This is a genomic window from Pseudonocardia sp. 2-7, from assembly GCF_056341085.1.
Window position 1 is genome coordinate 3,008,822 of record NZ_CP094507.1, and the last position, 22,790, is coordinate 3,031,611.

Sequence of the window (22,790 nt, forward strand, 5' to 3'; positions counted from 1 at the left end):
GCCGGACGGCCTCCCCAGACTCCACCGCATGCACGCCCTGCACCGACTCCTCCGGCCGCTCGCCGTCCTCGCGGCCGTGGTCGCCCTGACCCCGACCGGCTGTGCCGCCGCCGCACCCGCCGTGCCGTCCGCGCGCGCGGTCCCGCCACCCGACCCGGTCACCTGGAGCGCGTGCGGCCCCGGCCTGGAGTGCGGCACCCTCGAGGTCCCCCAGGAGTACACCGACGCCGACGGCCCCCGGGTCTCCCTCGCGGTGATGCGGCACCGTGCCACCGATCCCCAGCGCCGGATCGGCACCCTGTTCTTCAACCCGGGCGGCCCCGGGGTCGCCGCGACCGACACGCTGCGCGCGATGCCCGCCACCCCGGGGTCGCCGGGCACGTTCGGGCCGGAGGTGCTGGCGCGCTTCGACGTCGTCGCGATGGACCCGCGCGGCGTCGGCGCCTCGTCGGCGGTGCGCTGCCGCACCGACGCCGAGCGCGCCACGGCCGCCGCGAGCACCGCCGCCGACCCCGCCGTCCCCGGCGGCGCCCCGCTGCCGACCCTGCTCGCCGAGGCGAGGGCGCTGGCCGAGGGCTGCGCGGCGCACCGGACCCCGGCGTTCCTGGCGAGCCTGTCCACCGACAACGTCGCCCGCGACCTGGACCGGCTCCGCACCGCGCTCGGCGAGGAGACGATCACCTACTACGGCATCTCCTACGGCACCGTCGTCGGCCCGATGTACGCCACCCTGTTCCCGGACCGGGTCCGGCAGATGGTCCTCGACGCGCCCGTCGACACCACGCTGTGGACCGGGGACCCCCTGGAGTTCCTCGACGAGGTCGCCGTCGCGAGCGAGCGGACCCTCGACGCCTGGTTCGACACCTGCCGCACGGAAGGTGCCGCGGTCTGCCCGTTCGGCGACGGCGACCCGGCCGCCGCGTTCGACGCGCTCGTCGCCGGTCTGGAACGCCGTCCCGCCCCGGCCCGGGCGGTGGAGGGTCTCGCCCCGGCCGGCGTCGTCGACGGCGCGATGCTGCTGGAGACCGCCCGCGGCGCGGCGGGTGACCGCACCCTCTGGCCGGTGCTGACGACGGCGCTGACGACCGCGCAGCAGGGCGACGGCACCCTCGCCCACCTGCTGTACCGCACCCTGACGGTCTCGCCGTTCGGTGTCCCGACCGCAACGCAGGAGCAGCACACCGCGGTGCGCTGCGCGGACTGGACCACCCCGGCCGACGTCGCCGCGCACACCGCGGCCGCCGAGCGGGCGGTCGAGCACGCACCGCGGATCGGCACCCGCGCCGCCTACAGCGCGCTGGCCTGCGCGGTGTGGCCCGCGCCGAACACCGACCGGGTCACCGCGCCGCTGACCGGCGCGGGCGCCCCGCCGGCGTTGGTGGTCGGCGGCCGGCTCGACCCGGTCACGCCCCACACCTGGGCGGAGCGGACGGCCGACACCCTGGACCGGGCGGTCCTGCTGACCCGCGAGGGTGTCGGGCACGGCTCGTACGGCACCGACCCCTGCGTCGACGCCGCGGTGGAGGCCACGCTGCTCGACACCACGCTGCCGGCGGCGGGCACCGTGTGCACACCGCCGCGGGCCACCACCCGTCCCGGGGCGGTCCCGGGCGGCTGAGGTCAGCCGTGCGCGAGCAGCTTGACCACGATGACGAGTGCGCCGAGTCCGACGAGCGCGACGACCAGCAGCACCCGTCGCCACCACGACAGCGGGGTCCGTCGGGCCGCCAGCACGGCGAACAGGGCCAGCACCAGCACCGTCACCCCGGTCGATAGCTGCAGCGCGGTGGTCGGCTCCAGCAGCCCGGCCGCGGCGGCGGCGAGCAGCACGACCGGCGCGGCGGAGGCCTGGAGGATCTGCCCCGAGCTGCGCAGCGCGGCGACGAGCTCGTGGCCTCGGGGCCCGTGCCCGTGCACGGCGAGGTGCGCGACGACGTCGGAGAGCAGGCTCGCCGCCCACAGGGCGCCCGCGGCCACCACGACGTCGACGATCGCGGACCCGGCCGAGGAGCCCTCACCGCCGTGGCCGAGCAGCACCAGCAGGGTCGACAGGCAGGACAGCGTGCCGTAGAGCCGCTCCCGCAGCACCGTCACCACGACCGGGGCGGGAGTCCGGCCGGCCCGGCCGCCGGACCTCACCCCCGCACCGCGGCCGCGAGGGCCGCGAGGTCGTCGGGGTGCATCCGGGCCGGGCCCGGCTCCGGTGCCGCGGCACGCAGCCGGTCCCGTTCCGCGGCGAGCCCGTCCCGCTCCCGGCGGGTGTCGTCGAGCCGGCGGGTCAGCTCCTCGGCCGCCGTGCGGGCGCTCTCGTGCTGCGCGCGCAGCCCGTCGGCGACGGCGCGGGCCTCGGTCAGCAGGTCGCGCTGCGCGGCGAGCCGGCTGCGCTGCTCGACGACGGTCTCGACCAGACCCGCCCGGTCGGCGACGACCGCGGCGTGGTCGGCCCGCAGCGCCGTCAGGTCGGCGTCCAGGCGGTCCCGGTCGCGGGTGGCGGCGTCGGCGCGGGCGAGGGCGGCATCGCGCTCGTGCTCGGCGGTCCGGGCGGCGAGCACCGCTGCCTCCCGGTCCCGGATGGCGGTCGCGGCGGTGTCCCGGGCCTCGCGGGCGTCGGCGACGGCGGCGTCCCGGGCGGCGACGGCGTCGGCGGCCTGCTGCCGCGCCGCACCGAGGGCCTCGGTCGCCGCGAGGGCGGTGGCGGCGGCCTCCTCTGCCCGGGTCACCGCCTCAGCCCGCTCCTGCCGGGCCTCGGTCGCGGCCCGGTCCGCCTCACGGGCCCGGTGCTCGGCCGTCTCCCGGGCGGTGTCGGCCTGCCGACGGGCGGCGTCGGACTCGGCGGCGCCCGCGCGGGCTGCCTCGGTGGCGGCCAGGGCGTCGCGCTCGATCTCGTCGAGCCGGTCCAGCACAGCGGCCAGCGCCCCGGACAGCTCGGCCACCGGCCCGGCGAGCGCGCCGACGTGCTCGCGGAGCCGGTCCGCGTCGAGCGCGAACGCCCCGGTCCCGGTGTCGAGGCCGAGAGCACCGAGGGCCTCCCGCTCGGCGCGGGCCATCTGCGCGCACGTCCGCCCCTGCTCCCACCGGGTGTCCCGGCAGAACGACCGCGGACGGCCGCCCTGCGGCCCGGGCGGGGGCAGCTCCGCCCGGCACCGGCTGTATCCGCACCGCACCACCGTGTCCGTCACGCCGACCATGCTAGCGGTTCCAGTTATACGAACAGATACGTGGTTTCAGGTTTGTTCGTCTGAACTCCTACAACACGGGATAATGCAAGGAATCCCGGGTTGTCAGGACCACGGGTGTACCGACCGTCGCCGGGGCGCGGGAGCCCGCGGGAAACCGTGGTGGAGCGGGACCGCCGGGGCGGTGTGCGGTCGGGCCGGCACGGAGGCGCCGGGCCACTCCGCGATCATCGTCGCGACCACGTCGCTGTTGGTGTCCGTCGTCGGCATGTGGCTGTTCCCGCCCGGCCGGCGGCGGGCAGGTCCAGGCGCTCGACGGGCCCGGCCGCTCCCCCGACGAAGGGCGGCCACCCGGGCCCGGAGCTGCCGATACGACGGGGGCCGGTCGAGGAAGTCCCCGGACACAAGGGACCCCGCCCGGTCCCCCGTCGTCGGGCAGGCCGTGCGGCCCGACGAGCACGAGCGTGGCCGCCGCGGCCGCGACGGCGATGCCGCCACCCCGGCGGTGCGCCACGACCCGGCACCGCCCGACCCGCTCGACCGGCGCCGTGACCGCCCCGACCGCGAGCGGGGTCGTGTCGTCCACCGCGGGACCTGCTGACGGGCCGGCGCCTCCAGCGCCTGCCGGGGGGCGGGGGCAGGCAGCGCCCGGAGACGCCGTCCGGGCGCGACCCGATCGACCTTCACGTCGAACACGCTCCGGCCCGTGCGGTTGTCCACGCGACGACCCGGGGACACGATCCCTCTGGGGAACGTGACCCCGGCACCGCGTCGCAGGCGGGATTGCGTCGATCAGTCCCAGTAGTGGTAGTAGGCGGTGTACGTCGGCTCGGCCTGCGACGCCGGGTTGCCGTTCGAGGCGCAGACGTACTTCCCCCCGACCGGGGTCGCAGTGAAGGAAGCGATCGCCGACTCGCATGCCGATCTGCTCTGGAACGTGCCCGCGGACGTGATGTGCTCGCCGGCCTGAGCAACGCCGGCACCGGCGAAGCCGAGCGCGCCGACGCTCGCCACGGATGCGACGGCGAGGGTCGCCGTCCGACGGATGGACTGCCTTCTGTTCACCACGAGATCCTCCTCATTGCTGGACATCGGTGTCGGCTGCCGCCATCCCACCGGGTCCTGCGGCAGTGCTGCGGATCCTCGGGCCATCGGTGTCGGGAGCCCTCCCAGGTCGCCCCGCCACGCCGCCGCCGTGAACGGTCGAGCGTGGCCGCGCGGCCCCGGGCCCCGATCACCGGCGATAGCCTGGCCGGGAAGCGGGCGGGAGGAGCGGCGATGGGCAGGTCACCGTGGTTCGGGCCGAAGCGGGTCGGGTGGGGACTGCGCCCGCAGACCCGGCAGGGCCGGGTGCTGACGGCGGCGTTGGCCGCCGCACTGCTCCTCGTCGCCGCGGTCGTGCACTGACCGTGCCCCCGGTCCCGCGCCCCGCCGACCTCGACGCCGTCCGCGACTCCTACGACCGCGTCGCCGACAACTACGTCGACATGGTCGTCACCACCGGCCTCGGTGACGTCCGCACCCACCCCTGGCTCCGGGCCGCCATGGACACCTTCGCCGATGCCGTCGTGGGCCGCGGGCCGGTCCTCGACGTCGGCTGCGGGCCGGGGCAGGTCACCGCCCACCTCGTGGAGCGCGGTGTCGACGCGTCCGGGATGGACCTCTCCCCCGCCATGGTCGCCCACGCCCGGCGGCTGTATCCGCACTGCCGGTTCTCGGTCGGCTCGGCCACCGAGCTCGCGGTCCCCGACGCCTCGCTCGCCGGGGTCCTGGGCTGGTGGTCGCTGTTCCACCTGCCCCGCGACGTCCTGCCGTACGTCCTGGCCTCCTTCACCCGCGCCCTCGTCCCCGGTGGGCGGCTGATCCTGGCGACCCACGTCGGCGACGGCGAGCTCGAACGCACCGAGTGCTACGGCGGGGTGCCCGTCCGCTGGACCACCCACCTGTGGCGGCCCGAGCAGCTGCGCGACCTCCTCGGGCGGGCCGGGCTGCACCCCGAGGCCGAGCTCCTCCTGCACCCCGACGAACGGACCGGCCCGGGCGTGGTGATCGTGGCGCGGGCACCGGGACCGGCAGGATGACCCCGTGACCGACCCCGCCCCCACCGGCGTCCCCGGCGCCGAGCTGCTCGCGCCGCAGGTGGACCTCCCACTGACCGAGCAGGAGGCCGCCTACGTCGCGGCCGCCCGGTCGGCCAACACCCGTCGCGGCTACGCCTCGGACTGGCGGGAGTTCAGCGGCTGGTGCACCCGGCACGGGCACGAGGCGCTGCCCGCCGCCCCCGAGGCGCTGTCCGGCTACATCACCGAGCTCGCCGGGGCCGGGGCGAAGGTCGGGACCATCAGCCGCCGGCTGTCCTCGATCCGGTTCGTGCACGTCATGCGCGACCTGCCCGATCCCACCGACGCCCGCCGCGTCACCGCCGTCTGGGAAGGCATCCGCCGCACCCACGGTGCCCCGCCGGTCCAGGCCCGGCCGCTGATGCCCCCCGACCTCGACGACGTCGTCGACGCCTGTCCCACCACCCGCAGCTACGCGACCCGCCCGGGTGAGGACGACCTCGCCGGCCTGCGCGACCGGGCCCTGCTGCTGGTCGGGTTCTTCTCCGCGCTGCGCCGCTCCGAGCTGGCCGCGCTCACCGTCGCCGACGTCGCCGACCACCCGCGCGGCCGCGTCCTGTCGATCCCCCGGTCCAAGACCAACCCGTACGGCACCGAGCCCGAGCTCGTCGTCCTCCCGCACGCGCACCGGGCCGCGCGCTGCCCGGTCACCGCGCTGCGGACCTGGCTCGACGCAGCCGGGATCACCGAGGGCCCGGTGCTGCGCAAGGTCACCCGCGGCAACCGGGTGACCGACCGGCCGCTGCACCCGGAGTCGGTCAACGAGATCGTCCAGCGCGCGGTGGCCCGTGCCGACATCGGCCCCGGCCCCTGGTCGGCGCACTCCCTGCGCGCGGGCCACGTCACCTACGCCCACCAGCGCGGCGCCTCCGACCGGGCCATCGCCCACCAGACCCGGCACCGCTCCCTGGCCACCGTCGGCGCCTACATCCGCATCGACAACGCCTGGGAGGACAACTCCGCCGCCCTGCTGGCAGGTCTGTAGCCGTGCCCCTTCACCCGCCGATCGAGCCCTACGACGCCGGCACCCTCACCACCGACGACGGCCAGACCCTCCACTGGGAGACCTGCGGCAACCCCGACGGGCGGCCCGCGCTGGACCTGCACGGCGGCCCCGGTTCGGGCGCCTCGGCCGGGGCCCGCCGGTACTACGACCCCGAGCGGTACCGGATCGTGCTGCTCGACCAGCGCGGCTGCGGCCGCAGCAGGCCGCTCGCCTCCGACCCCGCCGTCGACCTGGGGCGCACCCAGACCACACAGCTGCTCGTCGACGACATCGAGCGGCTCCGCGAGCTGCTGGCCGTCCCCTCCTGGGTCGTGCGGGGCGGCTCCTGGGGCAGCACCCCCGCCCTCGCCTACGCCCAGGCCCACCCGCGGCGCGTCGACGCGCTCGTCCTCGCCGCGGTCACCACGACGGCCGAGCGGGAGGTCCGCTGGATCACCGAGGACATGCGCCGGATCTTCCCCGCCGTGTGGGACCGCTTCGCCGGCGCCGTGCCCGCCCACCTGCGTGACATCCGCCTCGTGGACGCCTACGCGACCCTGCTCGCCGACCCCGACCCGGCCGTCCGTGAGGACGCCGCCCGCGAGTGGTGCCGCTGGGAGGACACCCACGTCTCCCTCGCACCGGGCCACCGGCCGAGCCGACGCTACGAGGACCCGGCGTTCCGGCTCGTCCTCGCCCGGCTGGTCACGCACTACTGGCGGCACGCCGCGTTCCTCCCCCACGACGCCCTGCTCCGCGGCGTGACCCGGCTCGCCGGGATCCCCGGGACCCTGGTCCACGGCCGGTACGACGTCTCCGGCCCTCCGGACATCGCCTGGGACCTGCACCGGCGCTGGCCGGGCAGCGAGCTGCGGATCATCGACGACGCCGGGCACGGCGGCGCCGGGGCGTTCACCGACGCCGTCGTCGACGCGCTCGACCGGGCCACCGACCGACCCCGCTGACCCGGGATCCGCACCCGCACCGCACACCGGTCGCCGGCCCCGGCCACCGGATCTCCCCGGCCGGCACCGGCCCCTCCCGGTCCTGGCGGTTCGGTTGTCGTCGTTTCGTCGACGATTCGCCGGCGTCAATGCTTCATTGACAGAGAAGGGCTACGGCGTAGGAGTCGCCGGCGGCCCCTCGTCCGCACGGCCGCCCGGACCGCGCCCCCGCCCTGGACGCGATCGGCGCGAGAACCCGTCCACCCCGGCGGCCCGCCCACGTGTCCTGTCGACGCACGGGCACGGGGCGTCGACGACCGGCCGGGCCGGGGAGCCGAGGCCGGACCGACCCCCGGCCTCGCACCGGACCGCCTGATGATCCGCGCCGGCCGGGGTACCGCCGGCACGACCGGCCCGGCCACGGTCGTTCCGGCCGACAGCGCGGGCCGGCCTCCCCTCCCCCGTCTCCGCGGCCGGCGGGTGTCGCCGCTCGGTTGACCGCGCGTAGGCGTCAATGATTCCTTGACAACGTGAGTCCCGGCGCTCCGGCTCCCGGCGCGTTGACCCCCTGCCCGCGGCGGCTCTAGATTCGGACGAGCCCCGGTGCCGACTCCGTGCACCCCGCCTGTCGCAGGAGTGCACCCTGTCCACGATCCCGCTGTCGTGCCTGGACCTGAACCCGGTCCGGCCCGGCGGAACCGCCACCGACGTCGTCTCCGACGCGATCGTGCTCGCACGCCAGGCCGAGTCGCTCGGCATGCTGCGCTACTGGGTCGGCGAGCACCACCTCAACCCGCTGCTCGGGTCGACCAGCCCGATGGTGCTGCTCTCGCACCTCGCGGCCCGGACCGAGCGCATCCGGCTGGGCGTCGCCGCCACCCTGGTCGCCTACCACCCACCGCTGCGCCTGGCCGAGGACGCGACGCTGCTGTCCGCCCTGTCCGGTGGCCGCACCGACCTCGGGCTGGGCCGGTCGGTCGCCGCCCGCACGCCGCGCACCGTCGGGTTCGACCACGACCGCCCGCACGTCGAGGCCCGGCTGCTCGAACGCGGCCTGGGCACCTTCAGCGGGCGCTGCGACCAGCTCCTGCGCCTGCTCGCAGGCAAGGAGCCGGGACTGCAGGGCACGCCGGTCGACCTGCTCGACGCCGTGACCCCGCAGGTCTGGGTGCATGCAGCGGGCGCGGGCGAGAGCGCCGAGTACGCCGCGCGCAACGGGCTGCCGATGGGCGTCGCCTACTTCTCCCGGCCGACCACCGTGCTCGAGGCGGTCGACCTGTACCGCGAGCGGTTCGTACCGGGCCCCTACCGGGACCGCCCGCACGTCGCGATCGCGGTGTCGGCGCTGGCCGCGGACACCGAGGACGAGGCCGCCGCACTGGGCTCCGGCTACGACGTCTGGCTGCGCGGGCTCGCCCTCGACGCCGGCGCGCACCACTACCCCACCGCCGACGAGCGGGCCGGTCTCCCTCCGCTGGACCCGGACGAGCAGGTCGCGCTGGACGACCGCCTGCGGACCCGCGTCGTCGGCCGGGCGGACGCGGTGGCGAGCCGGCTCGCCGCGATCGTCGAGGCCGCGGAGGCCGACGAGCTCGTCGTCGAGACCGTCGCCCCGACCCTCGACGACCGTCTGCGGTCCTACGAGCTGCTCGCCCGGGCGTGGGCCCGGATCTGACCGGGCCCACGCGACGGGTCAGAGCATCGCCCGCTCGGACGGTTCCACCTCGGTGACCTCGCCGGAGGCGAGCTTCGCGCGGAACGCCCGGACCTCCTTCTTGACCACCGGGGCCAGCACGTACAGGCCCAGGATGTTGAAGAAGGCGAGCAGGAAGAGCACCGCGTCGGCGAAGTCGAGGACGCTGCCCAGGGTCAGCACCGAGCCGACGACCACGAAGAAGCAGAAGACCGTCTGGTAGACGCGCTCGGACACCACGTTCTTGCCGAACAGGTAGGTCCAGGCCTTCTGCCCGTAGTAGCCCCACGTGATGATCGTGGAGACGGCGAACAGGAACACCGCGACCGCGAGCACGTAGGGGAACCACGGCAGCACCGTGGCGAACGCGTCGGAGGTGATGAGCACGCCGTCGGCCACGTCGGAGCCGCCGCTGGCGAAGGCGGTCGCCTGGGCCTGCTTCCAGAAGGGCGTACCGGCGATCACGATGGTCAGCGCGGTCATCGTGCAGATGACCACGGTGTCGACGAACGGCTCGATCAGGGCCACGTACCCCTCGGTGGCCGGGTTCCTCGTCCGCACCGCCGAGTGCGCGATCGGCGAGGAGCCCAGGCCCGCCTCGTTCGAGAAGGCCGCCCGCTGGAAACCGACGATCATGGCGCCGAGCGCACCGCCCACCACGCCCTCGGCGGAGAACGCTCCCGAGAGGATGAGCCCGACCGCCGTGGGGACCTGCGCGATGTTCACGGCGATCACGACGAGGCAGGCGGTCACGTAGACGATCGCCATCGCCGGGACGAGACGACCGGTGACCGCACCGACGGACTTGATGCCACCGAACACGACCGCACCGACGAGCGCGGCCAGCAGCAGACCGAAGACGAACGCGGCGCCGCCGCTGCCGAGCAGACCGGTCTCGCCCCCGGTGACGTTGCGGAGCTGGGCGAAGGTCTGGTTGGCCTGGAACATGTTCCCGCCGGCGACGCCGAAGAAGAGGATCATCACCGCCGCACCGGCGGCCAGGACCTTGCCCAGGCCGCGGCCGAACGCGTTGGGGATCCGCTCGGCGACACCGATCCGCAGGTAGTGCATCGGACCGCCGGACACCGTGCCGTCGGGGTGCACTTCGCGGTACTTCACGCCGAGGGTGCACTCGACGAACTTGGTCGCCATGCTGAGCAGCCCGGCGACGATCATCCAGAACGTCGCGCCGGGACCACCGATCGTGACCGCCACACCGACGCCGGCGATGTTGCCCAGACCGACGGTGCCCGACAACGCGGAGGCCAGGGCCTGGAAGTGGGTGATCTCCCCCGGCTCGTCGCGCCGGGTGTAGCGGCCACGGACGATCCGCAGGGCGAGCCCGATGCTGCGGAACTGGACGAACCCGAAGTAGAGGGTGAACAGCACCCCGGCCAGGATCAGCCAGCCCACGATCAGCGGGAAGTCCGCTCCGAGGACGGTCACCTCGTAGAAGACGATGTTCGACAGCCCGGTCGAGATCGGGTCGAACACCGAGTTGATGGACAGCTCGATGCTCTCGAGCACGCCGGGTTGCGGCGGTGCCGTGGTCGGTACGGAGGTCATGGGGCGGAACTTCACCCCATGTGGACACGAACCACAAGAATACGGACGAACGGTTACCGGATCGTCGATATCGGCCGGGACCTTGACCTCGACCGAGGTGGAGGTCGGATGCTCCCGGGACGTCCCCCGAGAGGAGCATCCGATGGAGCTGACCCCGCCCGTCTCCCGGTTCGACCAGGCCTACCGCGACGGCGACCCGCCCTGGGTGATCGACGAGCCGCAGCCGGCGGTCGTCGCACTCGTCGGCTCGGGGGCGGTCACCGGCACCGTCCTCGACCCGGGTTGCGGCACCGGCGAGCACACGATCCTGCTCGCCGGGCTCGGGTACGACGTGCTCGGCGCCGACGCGGCCCCGACCGCGGTCCGGCGGGCCCGGGAGCGGGCCGCGGCCGCGGGCGTGGACGCCCGGTTCGTCGTCGCCGACGCGCTCGCCCCGGACGGCCTCGGCCCGTTCGACACGGTGGTGGACAGTGCCCTGTTCCACCTGTTCGGCCCCGGTGACCAGGCCCGCTACGCCCGCGCGCTGGCCGGGGTCGTGCGTCCCGGCGGTGTGGTGCACGTGCTCGCCCTGGCCCGGACCGGCGCCGCCGCCGAGTTCGGCCCGGTGATCGACGCGGCCGACATCCGGGCCGCGTTCACCGGACCGGACTGGACGGTGGAGACCGTCGGACCGGCGTCCTACCGGGGGATCGTGACCGCCGGCCTGGCCGGGTCCTACGGCGAGCCGGCCGGGACCAGGGTCGAGGTCCCCGCCCATCTGGCCCGGGTGCGTCGGCGCTGATCAGCTCGGCCGGGCGGGCCGCCGCTGCGGCACGCAGCAGTCGACCGCGCAGGGCGCCCCGTTGCGGGTGCACCCGGCGGACGGGCCGGTGCCCAGCCGCCGGGCGGGTACGCCGTCGGAGTGCTCCCGCACGAGCTCGACCACCATGTCGGCGAAGCGTGGGTCGGGTCCGGCGGTGGCGGCGCGGGCGAAGCCCATGCCGTGCTCGGCGGCACGCTCGGCCGCCTCGTTGTCGAGGTCCCACACGACCTCGACGTGGTCGGACACGAACCCGACCGGCGCGACGACGACCGCGGGCACACCCTTGGCGTGCAGGTCGTCGATGTGGTCGACGATGTCGGGCTCCAGCCACGGCACCTGCGGTGGACCGGAGCGGGACTGCCAGACGACGTCGAACTCGTCGACGCCCACCTCGGCGGCGACCAGCGCCGCGGCCTCGGCGACCTGGCGGGAGTAGCGGTGCCCGCCGTCGGCCGGGGTCCCGGCGGCCGCGTCGGCCGAGGTCGGGATGGAGTGCGCGGTGAACACCAGCCGTGCCGCCTCGCGACGGCCCTCGGGCAGCTGTGCCCACGCGGTCCGCACGGCGTCGGCGTTGGCGCGCACGAAGTCCGGGTGGTCGTAGAAGTGGCGCAGCTTGACCAGCTCGGGGGCCGCGTCGCCGACCGCGTCCCGGGCCCGGGAGATGTCCTCGTGGTACTGGCGGCAGGCGGAGTAGCCGCCGTAGGCGCTGGTCGCGAACACCAGCGCCCGCGCGACGCCGTCCTCGGCCATCTCGCGCACGGTGTCCTCGGCGAAGGGTCCCCAGTTGCGGTTGCCGAAGTACACCGGCAGCTCGGTGCGCGCGGCGATCGCCGCGACCAGCTCGCGGTTGCGGGCGTTGATCGGCGAGACCCCGCCGAAGTGCTGGTAGTGCTCCTCGACGGCATCGAGGCGCTCCGGTGGGACCCCGCGCCCCCGGGTCACGTTCTCCAGGAACGGGCGAACCTCGTCGGGGGCCTCGGGGCCGCCGAAGCTGAGCAGCAGAATCGCGTCGAACTGTTCGGGCACGACCCCGATTATCGACCCCGGCCAGCGCCGACGCGCGCGGGCCGGTACCGGCTCACACGCCGACGGCGTGCACCCCGCCGTCGGCCATGATCATCGAACCGGTGGTGGTCGGCATCCAGTCCGACAGCGCGGCGCACACGGTCTTGGCGACCGGCACCGGGTCGTTCATGTCCCAGCCGAGCGGGGCGCGCTTGTCCCACACGTCCTCGAACGCGGAGAAGCCCGGGATCGACTTGGCGGCCATCGTCTTCACCGGGCCGGCGGCGACCAGGTTGACCCGGATGCCGTCGCGGCCCAGGTCGCGGGCCAGGTATCGGGTGACCGACTCCAGCGCGGACTTCGCGACGCCCATCCAGTCGTAGGCGGGCCACGCCTGCCGGTTGTCGAAGTCCATGCCGACGATCGAGCTGCCCGGGCCGAGCAGCGGCTTGCACGCCATCGCCAGGGACTTGAACGAGTACGCCGACACCTGGATCGTGGTGGCGACGTCCTCCCACTGCGCGTTGAGGAACGCGCCCTCGCCGAGCGCGCCGGGCGGGGCGAACCCGATGGAGTGCAGCACGCCGTCGAGGCGCGGCTCGTCGCCCAGGTGCGGGGTGATCCGCTCGACGAGCGAGTCCAGCTGCTCCTGGTCCGACACGTCCAGCTCGACGACCGGTGCGGGCTTCGGCAGCCGCATCGCGATCCGCTCGACCAGCCGCATCCGGCCGAAACCGGTGAGCACGACCTCGGCGCCCTGCTCCTGGGCGATCTTGGCGGAGTGGAAGGCCAGCGAGGCGTCGGTGATCACACCGGTGATCAGCAGCCGCTTGCCGTCGAGCAGTCCCATGACGTCCTTTCGAGAGTTCTGCATGCCCGGGCCGGTGGGCACGGTGCCGATGTCCGCTCCGCGGACCTCGCTCAGTGCCCCATGCCCAGGCCGCCGTCGACCGGGACGACCGCTCCGGTGACGTAACCGGCGCCGGGCGAGGCGAGGAAGGCGACGACCGAGGCGATCTCGCCGGTGTCGGCGTAGCGCGAGAGCGGGATGGTCCCCAGGATCTCCTCGCGCCGCTTCTCGGGCAGCGCACGGGTCATGTCGGTGTCGACGAACCCGGGGGCGACCACGTTCGCGGTGATGCCGCGGCTGCCCAGCTCGCGGGCGACCGAGCGGGCCAGGCCGACGAGCCCGGACTTCGAGGCGGCGTAGTTGACCTGCCCGGCCGAGCCGGAGAGGCCCACGACCGACGATACGAAGATCATCCGGCCCTTCTTGGCCTTCAGCATCCCGCGCGAGGCCCGCTTCGCGACCCGGTAGGCCGCGGTGAGGTTGGCGTCGACGACCTTGGTGAAGGACTCCTCGGCCATCCGCATGAGCAGGCCGTCGTCGGTGATGCCGGCGTTGGACACCAGCACCTCGACCGGGCCGTGTGCGGCCTCGACCTCGGTGAACGCGGCGTCGACGGACTCGGCGTCGGTGACGTCGCAGTGCACCGGCAACAGCCCGTCGGGGATGTCGTCCTTCCCGGAGCGGTAGGTCACCGCCACCTGGTCGCCCTCCGCCGCGAACGCCTGTGCGATCGCCAGGCCGATGCCGCGGTTTCCTCCGGTCACGAGCACGCTACGTCCCACGGGGGGTGAACCTAACGCACTACCGGCCGGTACCCGCGAGCGGAGATCACCCTCACGGCAGTCGCCTGCCGAGCAGGATGCCCGCGCCGAGCCCGCCGATCAGGAGCACGAACCCGCCGATCATCCAGGGCCTGCTCGCGTCGACCTCGCGTTCCTCGTAGCCGAGCTCCTCGGACAGGTCGGAGTAGACCGCGCGCAGCTCGGACTCGGTGGCGGCGGTGAAGAACCGGCCGCCCGAGAGCTGCGCGATGCGCTCCATGGAGGCGTCGTCGACGGCGACGGGGGTACGCCCGCCGTCGAGCTCGATCGTGCCGTAGCTGGTGCCGAAGGAGATCGTGGACACCGGGACGCCGCGGTTCTTCGCCTCGGCGGCCGCGGTGAACGAGCCGCGCGGCTCGTTCTCCCCGTCCGGTCCCGGGACGGTCTGGGTGCCGTCGGAGAGCAGCACGATCCGCGCCGGTGGCGGCACGCCCGCCGCGTCCGGGCCGCCCTGCAGCGAGCGGGAGAAGGTGTCGATCGACTGCATCGCCGTGAAGATCGCCTCACCGGTCGCGGTGGACTCGGCGAGCTGCAGGTTGTCGACGCCGTTCTTGACCGCGCTGCGGTCGGTCGTGGGCGAGACGAGCACCGCCGCCGTCCCGGCGAAGGACACCAGCCCCAGGTTGACGCCGGGGGTCAGCTGGTCGGCGAACTGCTTGGCCGCGGCCTGCGCGGCGGCGAGCCGGGTCGGGGCGACGTCGGTGGCCTTCATCGACAGCGACACGTCGATCACCAGCATCACCGTGGCCCGGTTGCGCGGCACCTTCGCCATGGCCTGCGGCCCGGCGAGCGCCACGGTGAGCACCGCCAGCGCCGCGATCAGCGCGATCGCCGGGAGGTGCCGCCACCGGCCCGGCCGCTTCGGGGCGACCGACTCCAGCAGCTCCAGGTTGGTGAACCGCACGACGTCGCGACGGCGCCGCCGCAGCAGCCACACGTAGGCCGCCGCGAGCGCGGCGACGACGAGCAACCCGAGCAGCCACCAGGGGGCGGTGAACGTCACGCGAGCCTCCGCGGAGCAGCGGCGTGCTTGCGGGCGACGGCGAACCGCACGATGTCGGCCACCCAGTCGGTGTCGGTGCGCAGGGTCAGGTGCCCGGCCCCGCAGCGGCGCAGCGCGGTGGCCACCCGGTCGCGGTGCTCGGAGGCGGCGGCCGCGAACTCGCGGCGCAGCAGCGGCGTGGTGTCGACCTCGCGCTGGCGCCCGGTCTCGGGGTCGGCGAGCACGACGGTCCCGACGTCGGGCAGCTCCAGCTCCCGCGGGTCGACGACCTCGATCGCGAGCAGCTCGTGGCGGGCCGACAGCGCCCGCAGGGACCGCTCCCAGGTGGGCTCGCCGAGGAAGTCCGACACCACGACGACCAGCCCGCGCCGGCGCGGCGGGCGGCGCAGCTCGTCGAGCGCACCGGACAGGTCGCCCCGGGTGCCCTCGGGTGCCGGCGGCATCGTCGCGACCCGGCGGACCAGGCCGCGGGCGTGCGCCAGGCCGCCGCGGGCGGGCAGCCGCAGCGTCGACTCCCCGTTCGCGACGACGGCGCCGAGCCGGTTCCCGCCGCCGGTCGTCAGCTGGGCGACCGCGGTGAGCCCGGCCAGCGCCAGGTGCCGCTTGTCGGTGCGGGCGGTGCCGTAGTCGATGCTGCGCGACAGGTCGACCACCGCCCAGGTCTCCAGCTCGCGGTCGGCGACGGTCTCGCGCACGTGCGGTGCGGTGGTGCGGGCGGTGACCGACCAGTCCATCCGGCGGACGTCGTCGCCGGGCTGGTAGGGCCGCGCGTCACCCGGCTCGGTGCCGGGCCCGGGCAGCAGGCCGATGTGGTTGCCCTGGAGCAGCCCGTCCAGCCGGCGCCGGACGGTGAGCTCCAGGGTCCGCAGGGAGGCCTCGAGCCGGACGAGGTCGGCGGACCCCGCCGTCACGCCGGGCCCTGGCCGGCACCCGGTGCGGGCGGCCACGCCGTCGACGCGCTCTCGGGCCCTCCCCCGGGCCGGGCGCTGACCTGCGGCAACGGCACGGTCTGCAGGACCCGGGTGACGATGTGGTCGACCGGCACCTGGTCGGCGATCGCGTCGTAGGACAGCACCAGGCGGTGGCGCAGCACGTCCGGGGCGACCTCCAGCACGTCCTGCGGGAGGACGTAGTCCCGGCCGCGGACCAGAGCCAGCGCGCGGGCGGCGGACACGATGCCGAGCGACGCACGCGGCGAGGCGCCGTAGGCGATCCAGGACGCGACGTCGGACAGACCGTGCTCGGACGGCAGCCGGGTCGCGACGACCAGCCGCACGACGTAGTCGACCAGGGCGTGGTGCACGAACACGTCCGCCGCGGTGCGCTGCAGCCGGACCAGCTCCTCGGGGGTGAGGACCTGGGAGGGCACCGGCGGGGTGGACCCCATCCGGTAGATGATCTCCCGCTCCTCCTCGACGCCCGGGTACTCGATGATCAGCTTGAACAGGAAGCGGTCGCGCTGCGCCTCGGGCAGCGGGTAGACGCCCTCGTTCTCGATCGGGTTCTGGGTGGCGAGCACGAGGAACGGGTCGGGCATCGGGTGGTCGCGGCCGGCGAGGGAGAGCTTGCGCTCGGCCATCACCTCGAGCATCGCCGACTGCACCTTGGCCGGCGCGCGGTTGATCTCGTCGGCGAGCACGAAGTTCGCGACGACCGGACCGAGCTCGACGTCGAACTCCTCGCGGCCCTGCCGGTAGATGCGGGTGCCGAGGATGTCGGCGGGCACCAGGTCGGGGGTGAACTGCAGCCGGGAGAAGCTGCCGCCCACGACCGTCGCGAACGTCTCCACGGCGAGGGTCTTCGCGACGCCGGGGACGCCCTCCAGCAGCAGGTGCCCCTTCGCGAGGAGCCCCACCAGCATCCGCTCGACGAGGCGGTCCTGGCCGACGATCACCCGCTTCACCTCGAGCACCGCACGCTCGAGCCGCTCGGCGTCGCGGGCGGGGGTGATCGGGTCCGGACCGGTCGAGGCAGTCGTGCTCACGGTCCCATCCCACCGTGTCGGCCGTGTGGATCCGGTGAGGCGTGCGACTCCGGGCGGTCGGGCCCGCCCGCGGTGGGGTCCTGCGCGGTGAACCGGATCGTCATCGCCAGGTAGTCGCGCAGCGACACGGTCCGCGGCGCCGCCCGGTGCCGGGTCCAGACCGTGTTCGCCCGGGCCGGGGTCAGGTCGTGTGCGTGCGCGACGACGGCCCGCGCCTCGGCCGGACCGATCTCACGACCGGCCAGCGCGGCGAGGGCCACGGCCAGCTCGGCGGCGCGGTCGTCGTCCACGACCCCAGGAGAGCAGACACCCCCGACAGTTCCGGGCGCTCACTCCACCAGCAGGAACACGATCGCCGCGACCCCGATCACGACGATCACGGTCCGCAGCACCGCGGGCGGCAGCCTGCGGCCGACCTTCGCACCGAGCAGCCCGCCGACGATCGAGCTGACCGCGATGATGCCGACGACCGTCCAGTCGACCGGCGCGACGACGGCGTAGATCGCCCCGGCGACGATGTTCACGACCGAGGCGAGGGTGTTCTTGAAGGCGTTGAGCCGCTGGAGCGGGTCCGCGACGAGCAGCCCCATCACCCCCACCAGCATGATCCCCTGGGCGGCGGTGAAGTAGCCGCCGTAGACGCCCACCAGGAAGACCAGCACGTAGAGCACCGGCGAGCCGGTCCGGTCCGGACGCGGGCGGTCGCGCAGCCGGCGGGCCAGCAGGGGCTGCACGGCGACCAGCAGCACCGAGGTGCCGACCAGGACCGGCACGATCGTCTCGAACGCGTCCGGCGGCAGCGACAGCAGCAGTGCCGCACCGACCACGGCCCCCAGGAACGACGCGACGCCGTACTTCGCCAGGCGGCGACCGTGCCCGGCCCACTCCTTGCGGTAGCCGACGGCGCCGGTGATCGAGCCGGTGATCAGCCCGATGGCGTTCGACGTCGTCGCCGTCACCGGGGGGAAGCCCAACGCCACGAGCACCGGGAAGGTCACCAGCGTCCCCGACCCGACGACGGTGTTGATCAACCCCGCCCAGAGCCCGGCCAGCGCGATGACCCCGACCTCCCACAACTCCATCGGGACACCCTACGAACCGGACACCGGCACTCCTCCCGGTGCGGCACGCGTAGGGCTTACGCAGCGTGCGTAGGGCTCCCTACGGCGTGCGTGGCATGATCGACGCGTGACCGCCGTCGACGACCCCCGATGGGCCGCTCCCCCGGCCCCGGTGCGCCGGACGCTGGACCGCGGGTCGATCGTCGCCACGGCGCTGCACCTCGCCGACGCCGACGGCCTGAGCGCGGTGTCGATGCCGCGACTGGCCCGCGAGCTGGGGTCCGCGCCGATGTCGCTGTACCGGCACGTGCCCGGCAAGGACGCGCTGGTCGACCTCGTCCTGGACCTCGCACTGGGCGAGCCGCCGGACCTGTCAGGCTGCGGGCTGCGGCTGGGCTGCGAGATCTGGGCGGCCGCCCTGCGCGACGTGCTCGACGAGCACCCGTGGACCGTCGGGCTGCTCGCCGGTCCCCGCGCCACCGGCCCCGCCGAGTGCGCGTGGTCGGAGGCCCTGCTGGCGCACGTCGTCGGGGCGGGGCACCCGCTGCACGCGGGCGTCGAGGTGCTGCACCTGCTGCACGGCTACGTCCGGGGCGCGGCGGCCCTGGCCGGGGACCGCCTGCCCACCCTCGACGACGTCCGCCGCTCCGGCCGGGCGGAGCGCCTGCCGGTGCTGTCCCGGCTGCTCGGCGGCGCCGTCGTGCGCGGGCCCGGCGGCGGTGAGCCGCTGTTCGACTCCGGGCTGCGCCGCACCCTCGACGCCGTCGAGTCCGGGCTCCGGCCCTGATCACCCGGCCGGGTCGAGCTCCAGCCGCGGCCAGTCGGCCAGGTCGCGCAGCAGCTGCCGGTCGTGGGTGGCGACGACGACGGCCGCCGAGGTGTCCCTGACCATCGCGGTGAGCTCGTCCACGAGCCGCGCGGACAGGTGGTTGGTCGGCTCGTCGAGCAGCAGCGTCGTCGGGCGCTCCGCCAGGGCGCGGGCCAGGTCGAGCCTGCGGCGCCGGCCCTCCGACAGCCGACCCACCGGGGTCCGCAACGCCGCCGCGTCGAGCAGGCCGTGGGCGCCACCACCGACGTGCTCCAGCACGGCACGCGCGGGCCGCCGCGGGTCGAGCACCGCGGTCTCCTGCCCCAGCCGGACGACCCGGGCGCCGCTCGCGGTGCGCACCGACCCGGCGTCCGGAGCGAGCGCCCCGGCCAGCACGGCGAGCAGCGTCGACTTCCCGGCCCCGTTCGGGCCGGTCACGAGCAGCCGGTCGCCCGCGTCGAGGACCAGGTCGACCGGACGGGCGAGCCGTCCCCGCACGCCGACCCCGTGCGCGCGCAGCTGGGGCGCGCCGGGGCGCACGTCGAGGTCGGGACGGCGCAGCGACGACGGCGGTACCGGGACGTCGATCCGGTGCGCGTCGAGCTCGGCCCGGCGCCGGTGCAGCGCCTGCACCACCCCCGGGGCCCGGGACTGGCGGGCGTGCTTGCCGGTCCCCTTGTCCGGACGCCAGCCGGTCGAGAGCCGGTCCCGCGCGGTGGCGACGGCGTCGGCGAGGCGACGGTGCTCGGCCTGCTGTTCGGCGTGCTCGGCCTCCCAGGCGGCGCGGGCCCGGTCCCGCGCGGTCCGCCAGCCGTCGTAGCCGCCCGCGGTGAGCCGGGGCGCGCCGTCGCGGGTCGGATCGAGGTCGCAGAACTCGTCGGCGACGTCGCGCAGCAGGGCCCGGTCGTGGCTGACCACGGCGAGCCCGCCCGGGTGGGCGCGCAGGGTGCGGGTCAGGAAGTCGAGCCCGGCCGCGTCGAGGTGGTTGGTGGGCTCGTCGAGGAGCAGGACGTCGTGGCGGGCACCGAGCAGGCACGCCAGCCGCACGCGGTGGCGCTGTCCCACCGACAGCGTCTCCAGTGGCCGGGTGCGGTCGGTGCAGGCGCCGAGCGCACCGAGGGCGACGTCGACGCGGCGTTCGGCGTCCCAGGCGTCGAGCCGGGTCGCGGTGTCCAGGGCCGCGGCGAACCGGTCGTCGGCGCCGGGCGCGCCGTCGGTGAGCGCCGCGGTCGCCGCGTCGAGCTCGCGCAGCGCCGTCCGCGAGCCGGCGAGCGACTCCGCGGTCAGGGTGCCGACGGTCTCGCCGTCGCGGGCGGGCACCTCCTGGCGGGCCAGCGCGACGGTGCCGGCGCGGTGCACGACCCCGGCGTCCGGCGCGAGCAGGCCCGCGAGGACGTGCAGGAGCGTGGACTTGCCGCGCCCGTTCTCCCCGACGACGGCGAGCCGCGAGCGGGCGGAGACGGTCAGCGTCACGCCGGTGAGGACGCGGTGCGACCCGCGGGTGACGACGACGTCCTCGGCACGCACGTGGGCGGCCGCGCCGGCGTCGAGGGCGGGCAGGGGTGAGGACGGTTCGGGGGTGGTGTGCACGAGAGGGCTCCGCGGCATCCGAGATCGGAGCCGGGCAGCACGGGATGCGCCGCCCGGCGGGGACCGGGACGGCGGACGCGGTTCGGAAGGGGTGAAGGGCGCCGCCGTCAGCGGGCGGTGCGGACCTTCTGCGACCAGATGCCTCGTGCCATGGTGTCGAGCCTACCCACCGGCAGGTGTCCGTGTCGTCCGGTTTCGGACACGCCCCACCCGCCCCGTCCCACCGGAGGACCGATGCCCGCCCGCGCCCTGCCGTTCCTGACCTTCCAGCCGCCGCGTGGCCCGAGCGCGAGCGAGGCGATGGAGTTCTGGACCTCCCTGTTCGACGACGGCGAGATCGTCTCGGTCACCCACCGCCCCGACGACCCGACGGCGGTGGTCCTCGCCGAGTTCGTCGTCGCCGGGCAGCGCCTGCGGTGCAGCGACAGCCCGCCGGTGCACCAGTGGGACTTCTCCCCCGCCGTCTCGCTGTGGGTGGACTGCGAGTCCGGCGACGAGCAGGAGCGGCTGCTGGCGGCCCTCGCGACCGGTGGGCGGGAGTTCATGCCGCTCGACGACTACGGCTTCGGCCCCTTCGCCTGGGTCGAGGACCGCTTCGGCGTGTCCTGGCAGCTCGCCGCCCCGGCGGCCTGAGCAGCGCTCAGAAGGGCGCCTCGGCGGTGTCGTGGTCGGCCGCGTCCGGCAGCGGATCGGTGAAGACCCGGTGGTCGAACGGCCGCGTCGTCGCCCGGCGGCCGCACGGTGCCACCCAGGTCAGGCTGCCGTCGGTCCCGGCGAGCACCTGCCAGCCCGGCGCGTCCTTCAGCGCGTGGTCGGCCCGGCACAGCCCGAACAGGTTCTCCGCGCTGGTCCGCCCGTCCCCGCCCGCCCAGGGGCGGTGGTGGTCGAGGTCGCGGACCCGTCGGCTGCACGCGGGGCCGCGACAGGTGCAGTCCCGCGCCCGGACGTGGTCGGCCATCGCGACCGGCGGCCGGTAGCGGGTGCGTCCGACGTCGAGCACCGTGCCCGACAGCGGGTCGGTCACCAGCCGCTGCCACACACCGCCGGCGGCGAGGGCCCGGGCGAGGTCGGCGGGGATCGGGCCGTGCCCGACCAGCTCGGCCGGTGCCGCACCACCCATCAGCGTGCTGAGCGGGACGACGACCTGGATCAGCGGGCGGCGCCCCACCGCCTCCTCCGGGTCCGGCTTCGCGGCGAGCACCCGCGCGACCGCTGCGAGCAGGCCGTCCTCGTCGGTGCCCGCCCCGTCCGCGCCGAGCGCGTCCCGGACCGTGCCGACGTCGGTCAGCGTCAGCGTGCCCTGCAGCAGCTGGTGGGCGAGGTCGACGCGCTTCTGGTCCAGGGTGCGGTCGTCGCACGGGTCGTCCAGGGAGCGCGCGAGCCGGTCGACGCACTGCCACGACGCCTCCACCTGCGCGGCGGTGCCGCCCAGCCAGAGCGAGCCCATGCCGTCGTCCCCCGGGGAGAGCGACATCCGCCGCTCCGACCGGGCCCGTTCGTGGCGCTCGCGGGCGCCGTCCGGGTCGACGCGGGCGATGTGGCGGCGCAGCCGGTCCCGCAGCAACCGGCGGTGCGCCTCCGGAGCCCCCGGGAGGACCGCGGCCTGCACCTGGCGGGCGCGCTCGTCGTCGAGGACGAGTGTCGACGACGAGATCGCCTCGGCGGCGCCCTGGTCGATCGCCCCCGACTCCCACGCGGCCAGGGTCTCCGGCAGCACCTGGGCGAACCGCTGCGCCTGCCCGATCAGCGACCGCGCGTGGTCGCGCGGGACCCGCAGCACGATCGCCACCTGGTCCGGCAACCACCGGGAGACGGGCTGCACCGCACGCGAGTCCGCGCCCGGCGGTGCGGCCCCGCTCCCGGCCGGGTGGCGCTCCGCGATCAGCGCGACCGACCGCATCCGCAGGGCACTCGCACGGCGCACCCAGTGCTCGGCGCCCTCCAGGACGTCGAGCACCTGCAGGTCGGTGAGCCGGTCGGGCGGGGCTCCGGCGACCAGGCACCGCAGCGCCTCCCAGGCGACGTCGTCGATCCCGCCGGAGGGGTCGGGCGGGGGCTCGGGACCACACATCTCGCCGCACAGGTCGATCGCGAGACCGTGCGGGCACCGGGTCGCCTCCTCCACCGCCTCACGGCGGCGCCGGTGTTCGAGCCAGGCCGGGTCGTCGGCGGGATCGGTGTGGCTCAGCACGTCCAGCACCTCCACCTGATCGATCATATGTTCGATTATAGGTCTCCTAGCTGGACCTTTCCAGGTCGTTCGGCGCTCGCATCCGCCCGTCCGCCGCAGCCCGGCAGCGGACGATCCCCGCGCACCGGCTCGCGCCGCCACCTCCCCGACCTCATCACGCCTGGGCCTCGCGCCTCCGCGGCCACTCCCCG

Annotated in this window: 23 protein-coding genes; 9 read left to right on the forward strand and 14 right to left on the reverse strand. The window is 75.2% G+C overall.

Annotation, left to right across the window (positions count from 1 at the left end; all coding sequences use genetic code 11):
• Positions 1-28 precede the first annotated feature (28 nt).
• Positions 29-1,618 (forward strand): alpha/beta hydrolase, encoded by a 1,590-nt coding sequence (locus tag MTO91_RS14615; protein ID WP_476651519.1) that lies wholly within the window; start codon positions 29-31, stop codon positions 1,616-1,618.
• A 2-nt stretch (positions 1,619-1,620) separates the two neighbouring features.
• On the opposite strand, the gene MTO91_RS14620 is transcribed toward MTO91_RS14615, so the two are convergent.
• The 3 genes from MTO91_RS14620 to MTO91_RS14630 all read right to left on the reverse strand — a co-directional run bounded on the left by MTO91_RS14620 (position 1,621) and on the right by MTO91_RS14630 (position 4,268).
• Positions 1,621-2,139: a hypothetical protein gene (locus tag MTO91_RS14620; RefSeq protein ID WP_405416948.1), complete on the reverse strand. Its 519-nt coding sequence runs from the start codon at positions 2,137-2,139 to the stop codon at positions 1,621-1,623.
• Positions 2,136-3,179: a coiled-coil domain-containing protein gene (locus MTO91_RS14625; protein WP_405416947.1), complete on the reverse strand. Its 1,044-nt coding sequence runs from the start codon at positions 3,177-3,179 to the stop codon at positions 2,136-2,138. Before MTO91_RS14625 ends, MTO91_RS14620 begins: the two co-directional genes overlap by 4 nt.
• Positions 3,180-3,968: 789 nt before the next feature.
• A complete protein-coding gene (locus MTO91_RS14630; RefSeq protein ID WP_476651520.1) occupies positions 3,969-4,268 on the reverse strand; it encodes a hypothetical protein in 300 nt (99 codons plus the stop codon).
• A 186-nt stretch (positions 4,269-4,454) separates the two neighbouring features.
• Between MTO91_RS14630 and MTO91_RS14635 the strand changes: the two genes are divergently transcribed.
• The 5 genes from MTO91_RS14635 to MTO91_RS14655 all read left to right on the forward strand — a co-directional run bounded on the left by MTO91_RS14635 (position 4,455) and on the right by MTO91_RS14655 (position 8,900).
• Complete coding sequence (locus MTO91_RS14635; RefSeq protein ID WP_285898058.1) at positions 4,455-4,583, forward strand: hypothetical protein; 129 nt, start codon at positions 4,455-4,457, stop codon at positions 4,581-4,583.
• 2 nt (positions 4,584-4,585) lie between these two features.
• Complete coding sequence (locus MTO91_RS14640) at positions 4,586-5,257, forward strand: class I SAM-dependent DNA methyltransferase (RefSeq protein WP_476651521.1); 672 nt, start codon at positions 4,586-4,588, stop codon at positions 5,255-5,257.
• Between the two features lie 4 nt (positions 5,258-5,261).
• The gene (locus MTO91_RS14645; protein WP_476651523.1) at positions 5,262-6,281 is read left to right on the forward strand and encodes a site-specific integrase; all 1,020 of its coding nucleotides are present in this window, start codon (positions 5,262-5,264) and stop codon (positions 6,279-6,281) included.
• A 2-nt stretch (positions 6,282-6,283) separates the two neighbouring features.
• On the forward strand, positions 6,284-7,246 hold the full coding sequence (gene pip, locus MTO91_RS14650; protein ID WP_476651524.1) for a prolyl aminopeptidase: 963 nt from the start codon (positions 6,284-6,286) through the stop codon (positions 7,244-7,246).
• A 646-nt stretch (positions 7,247-7,892) separates the two neighbouring features.
• Positions 7,893-8,900: an MsnO8 family LLM class oxidoreductase gene (locus tag MTO91_RS14655; RefSeq protein WP_476654886.1), complete on the forward strand. Its 1,008-nt coding sequence runs from the start codon at positions 7,893-7,895 to the stop codon at positions 8,898-8,900.
• 18 nt (positions 8,901-8,918) lie between these two features.
• Here MTO91_RS14655 and MTO91_RS14660 read toward each other — a convergent pair whose 3' ends face one another.
• On the reverse strand, positions 8,919-10,484 hold the full coding sequence (locus MTO91_RS14660; protein ID WP_476651525.1) for an alanine/glycine:cation symporter family protein: 1,566 nt from the start codon (positions 10,482-10,484) through the stop codon (positions 8,919-8,921).
• A gap of 142 nt (positions 10,485-10,626) precedes the next feature.
• Between MTO91_RS14660 and MTO91_RS14665 the strand changes: the two genes are divergently transcribed.
• The gene (locus tag MTO91_RS14665; protein ID WP_476651527.1) at positions 10,627-11,265 is read left to right on the forward strand and encodes a class I SAM-dependent methyltransferase; all 639 of its coding nucleotides are present in this window, start codon (positions 10,627-10,629) and stop codon (positions 11,263-11,265) included.
• Here MTO91_RS14665 and MTO91_RS14670 read toward each other — a convergent pair whose 3' ends face one another.
• The 8 genes from MTO91_RS14670 to MTO91_RS14705 form a co-directional block, all read right to left on the reverse strand.
• Complete coding sequence (locus MTO91_RS14670; RefSeq protein ID WP_476651528.1) at positions 11,266-12,312, reverse strand: ferrochelatase; 1,047 nt, start codon at positions 12,310-12,312, stop codon at positions 11,266-11,268.
• Positions 12,313-12,364: 52 nt separating this feature from the next.
• Positions 12,365-13,141, reverse strand: coding sequence for an enoyl-ACP reductase FabI (gene fabI / locus MTO91_RS14675; RefSeq protein ID WP_476654888.1), 777 nt, complete (start codon positions 13,139-13,141; stop codon positions 12,365-12,367).
• Positions 13,142-13,212: 71 nt separating this feature from the next.
• Positions 13,213-13,923 (reverse strand): 3-oxoacyl-ACP reductase FabG, encoded by a 711-nt coding sequence (fabG, locus tag MTO91_RS14680; protein ID WP_208820828.1) that lies wholly within the window; start codon positions 13,921-13,923, stop codon positions 13,213-13,215.
• 52 nt (positions 13,924-13,975) lie between these two features.
• A complete protein-coding gene (locus MTO91_RS14685; RefSeq protein ID WP_208820826.1) occupies positions 13,976-14,965 on the reverse strand; it encodes a VWA domain-containing protein in 990 nt (329 codons plus the stop codon).
• Positions 14,962-15,876 (reverse strand): DUF58 domain-containing protein, encoded by a 915-nt coding sequence (locus MTO91_RS14690; RefSeq protein WP_226357256.1) that lies wholly within the window; start codon positions 15,874-15,876, stop codon positions 14,962-14,964. The genes MTO91_RS14685 and MTO91_RS14690 overlap by 4 nt, the downstream gene beginning before the upstream one ends.
• Positions 15,873-16,949 (reverse strand): AAA family ATPase, encoded by a 1,077-nt coding sequence (locus tag MTO91_RS14695; RefSeq protein ID WP_476651530.1) that lies wholly within the window; start codon positions 16,947-16,949, stop codon positions 15,873-15,875. Before MTO91_RS14695 ends, MTO91_RS14690 begins: the two co-directional genes overlap by 4 nt.
• Positions 16,946-17,239, reverse strand: a complete 294-nt coding sequence (locus MTO91_RS14700; protein ID WP_476651532.1) for a hypothetical protein — start codon at positions 17,237-17,239, stop codon at positions 16,946-16,948. Before MTO91_RS14700 ends, MTO91_RS14695 begins: the two co-directional genes overlap by 4 nt.
• Positions 17,240-17,278: 39 nt before the next feature.
• Positions 17,279-18,031 carry a sulfite exporter TauE/SafE family protein gene (locus MTO91_RS14705; protein ID WP_208820818.1) on the reverse strand — a complete coding sequence of 251 codons (753 nt, stop codon included), beginning with the start codon at positions 18,029-18,031 and terminating at the stop codon, positions 17,279-17,281.
• A 106-nt stretch (positions 18,032-18,137) separates the two neighbouring features.
• On the opposite strand from MTO91_RS14705, the gene MTO91_RS14710 reads away from it, so the two are divergent.
• A complete protein-coding gene (locus MTO91_RS14710; protein WP_476651534.1) occupies positions 18,138-18,797 on the forward strand; it encodes a TetR/AcrR family transcriptional regulator in 660 nt (219 codons plus the stop codon).
• Here MTO91_RS14710 and MTO91_RS14715 read toward each other — a convergent pair whose 3' ends face one another.
• Complete coding sequence (locus MTO91_RS14715; protein ID WP_476651536.1) at positions 18,798-20,408, reverse strand: ATP-binding cassette domain-containing protein; 1,611 nt, start codon at positions 20,406-20,408, stop codon at positions 18,798-18,800. It lies immediately after the preceding gene.
• Positions 20,409-20,642: 234 nt separating this feature from the next.
• On the opposite strand from MTO91_RS14715, the gene MTO91_RS14720 reads away from it, so the two are divergent.
• Positions 20,643-21,041, forward strand: coding sequence for a VOC family protein (locus MTO91_RS14720; protein ID WP_208827007.1), 399 nt, complete (start codon positions 20,643-20,645; stop codon positions 21,039-21,041).
• A gap of 7 nt (positions 21,042-21,048) precedes the next feature.
• Here MTO91_RS14720 and MTO91_RS14725 read toward each other — a convergent pair whose 3' ends face one another.
• Positions 21,049-22,626 (reverse strand): HNH endonuclease signature motif containing protein, encoded by a 1,578-nt coding sequence (locus MTO91_RS14725; protein ID WP_476651537.1) that lies wholly within the window; start codon positions 22,624-22,626, stop codon positions 21,049-21,051.
• Between the last annotated feature and the right edge of the window lie 164 nt (positions 22,627-22,790).

Bases quoted from the DNA above. Each gene is read 5' to 3' on its own strand.
- fabI (WP_476654888.1), bottom strand. From the start codon at position 13,141: ATGGGACTGCTCGACGGCAAGCGGCTGCTGATCACCGGTGTGATCACC.
- MTO91_RS14720 (WP_208827007.1), top strand. From the start codon at position 20,643: ATGCCCGCCCGCGCCCTGCCGTTCCTGACCTTCCAGCCGCCGCGTGGC.
- MTO91_RS14725 (WP_476651537.1), bottom strand. From the start codon at position 22,626: ATGATCGATCAGGTGGAGGTGCTGGACGTGCTGAGCCACACCGATCCC.
- MTO91_RS14615 (WP_476651519.1), top strand. From the start codon at position 29: ATGCACGCCCTGCACCGACTCCTCCGGCCGCTCGCCGTCCTCGCGGCC.
- MTO91_RS14705 (WP_208820818.1), bottom strand. From the start codon at position 18,031: ATGGAGTTGTGGGAGGTCGGGGTCATCGCGCTGGCCGGGCTCTGGGCG.
- MTO91_RS14635 (WP_285898058.1), top strand. From the start codon at position 4,455: ATGGGCAGGTCACCGTGGTTCGGGCCGAAGCGGGTCGGGTGGGGACTG.
- MTO91_RS14665 (WP_476651527.1), top strand. From the start codon at position 10,627: ATGGAGCTGACCCCGCCCGTCTCCCGGTTCGACCAGGCCTACCGCGAC.
- MTO91_RS14660 (WP_476651525.1), bottom strand. From the start codon at position 10,484: ATGACCTCCGTACCGACCACGGCACCGCCGCAACCCGGCGTGCTCGAG.
- MTO91_RS14630 (WP_476651520.1), bottom strand. From the start codon at position 4,268: ATGTCCAGCAATGAGGAGGATCTCGTGGTGAACAGAAGGCAGTCCATC.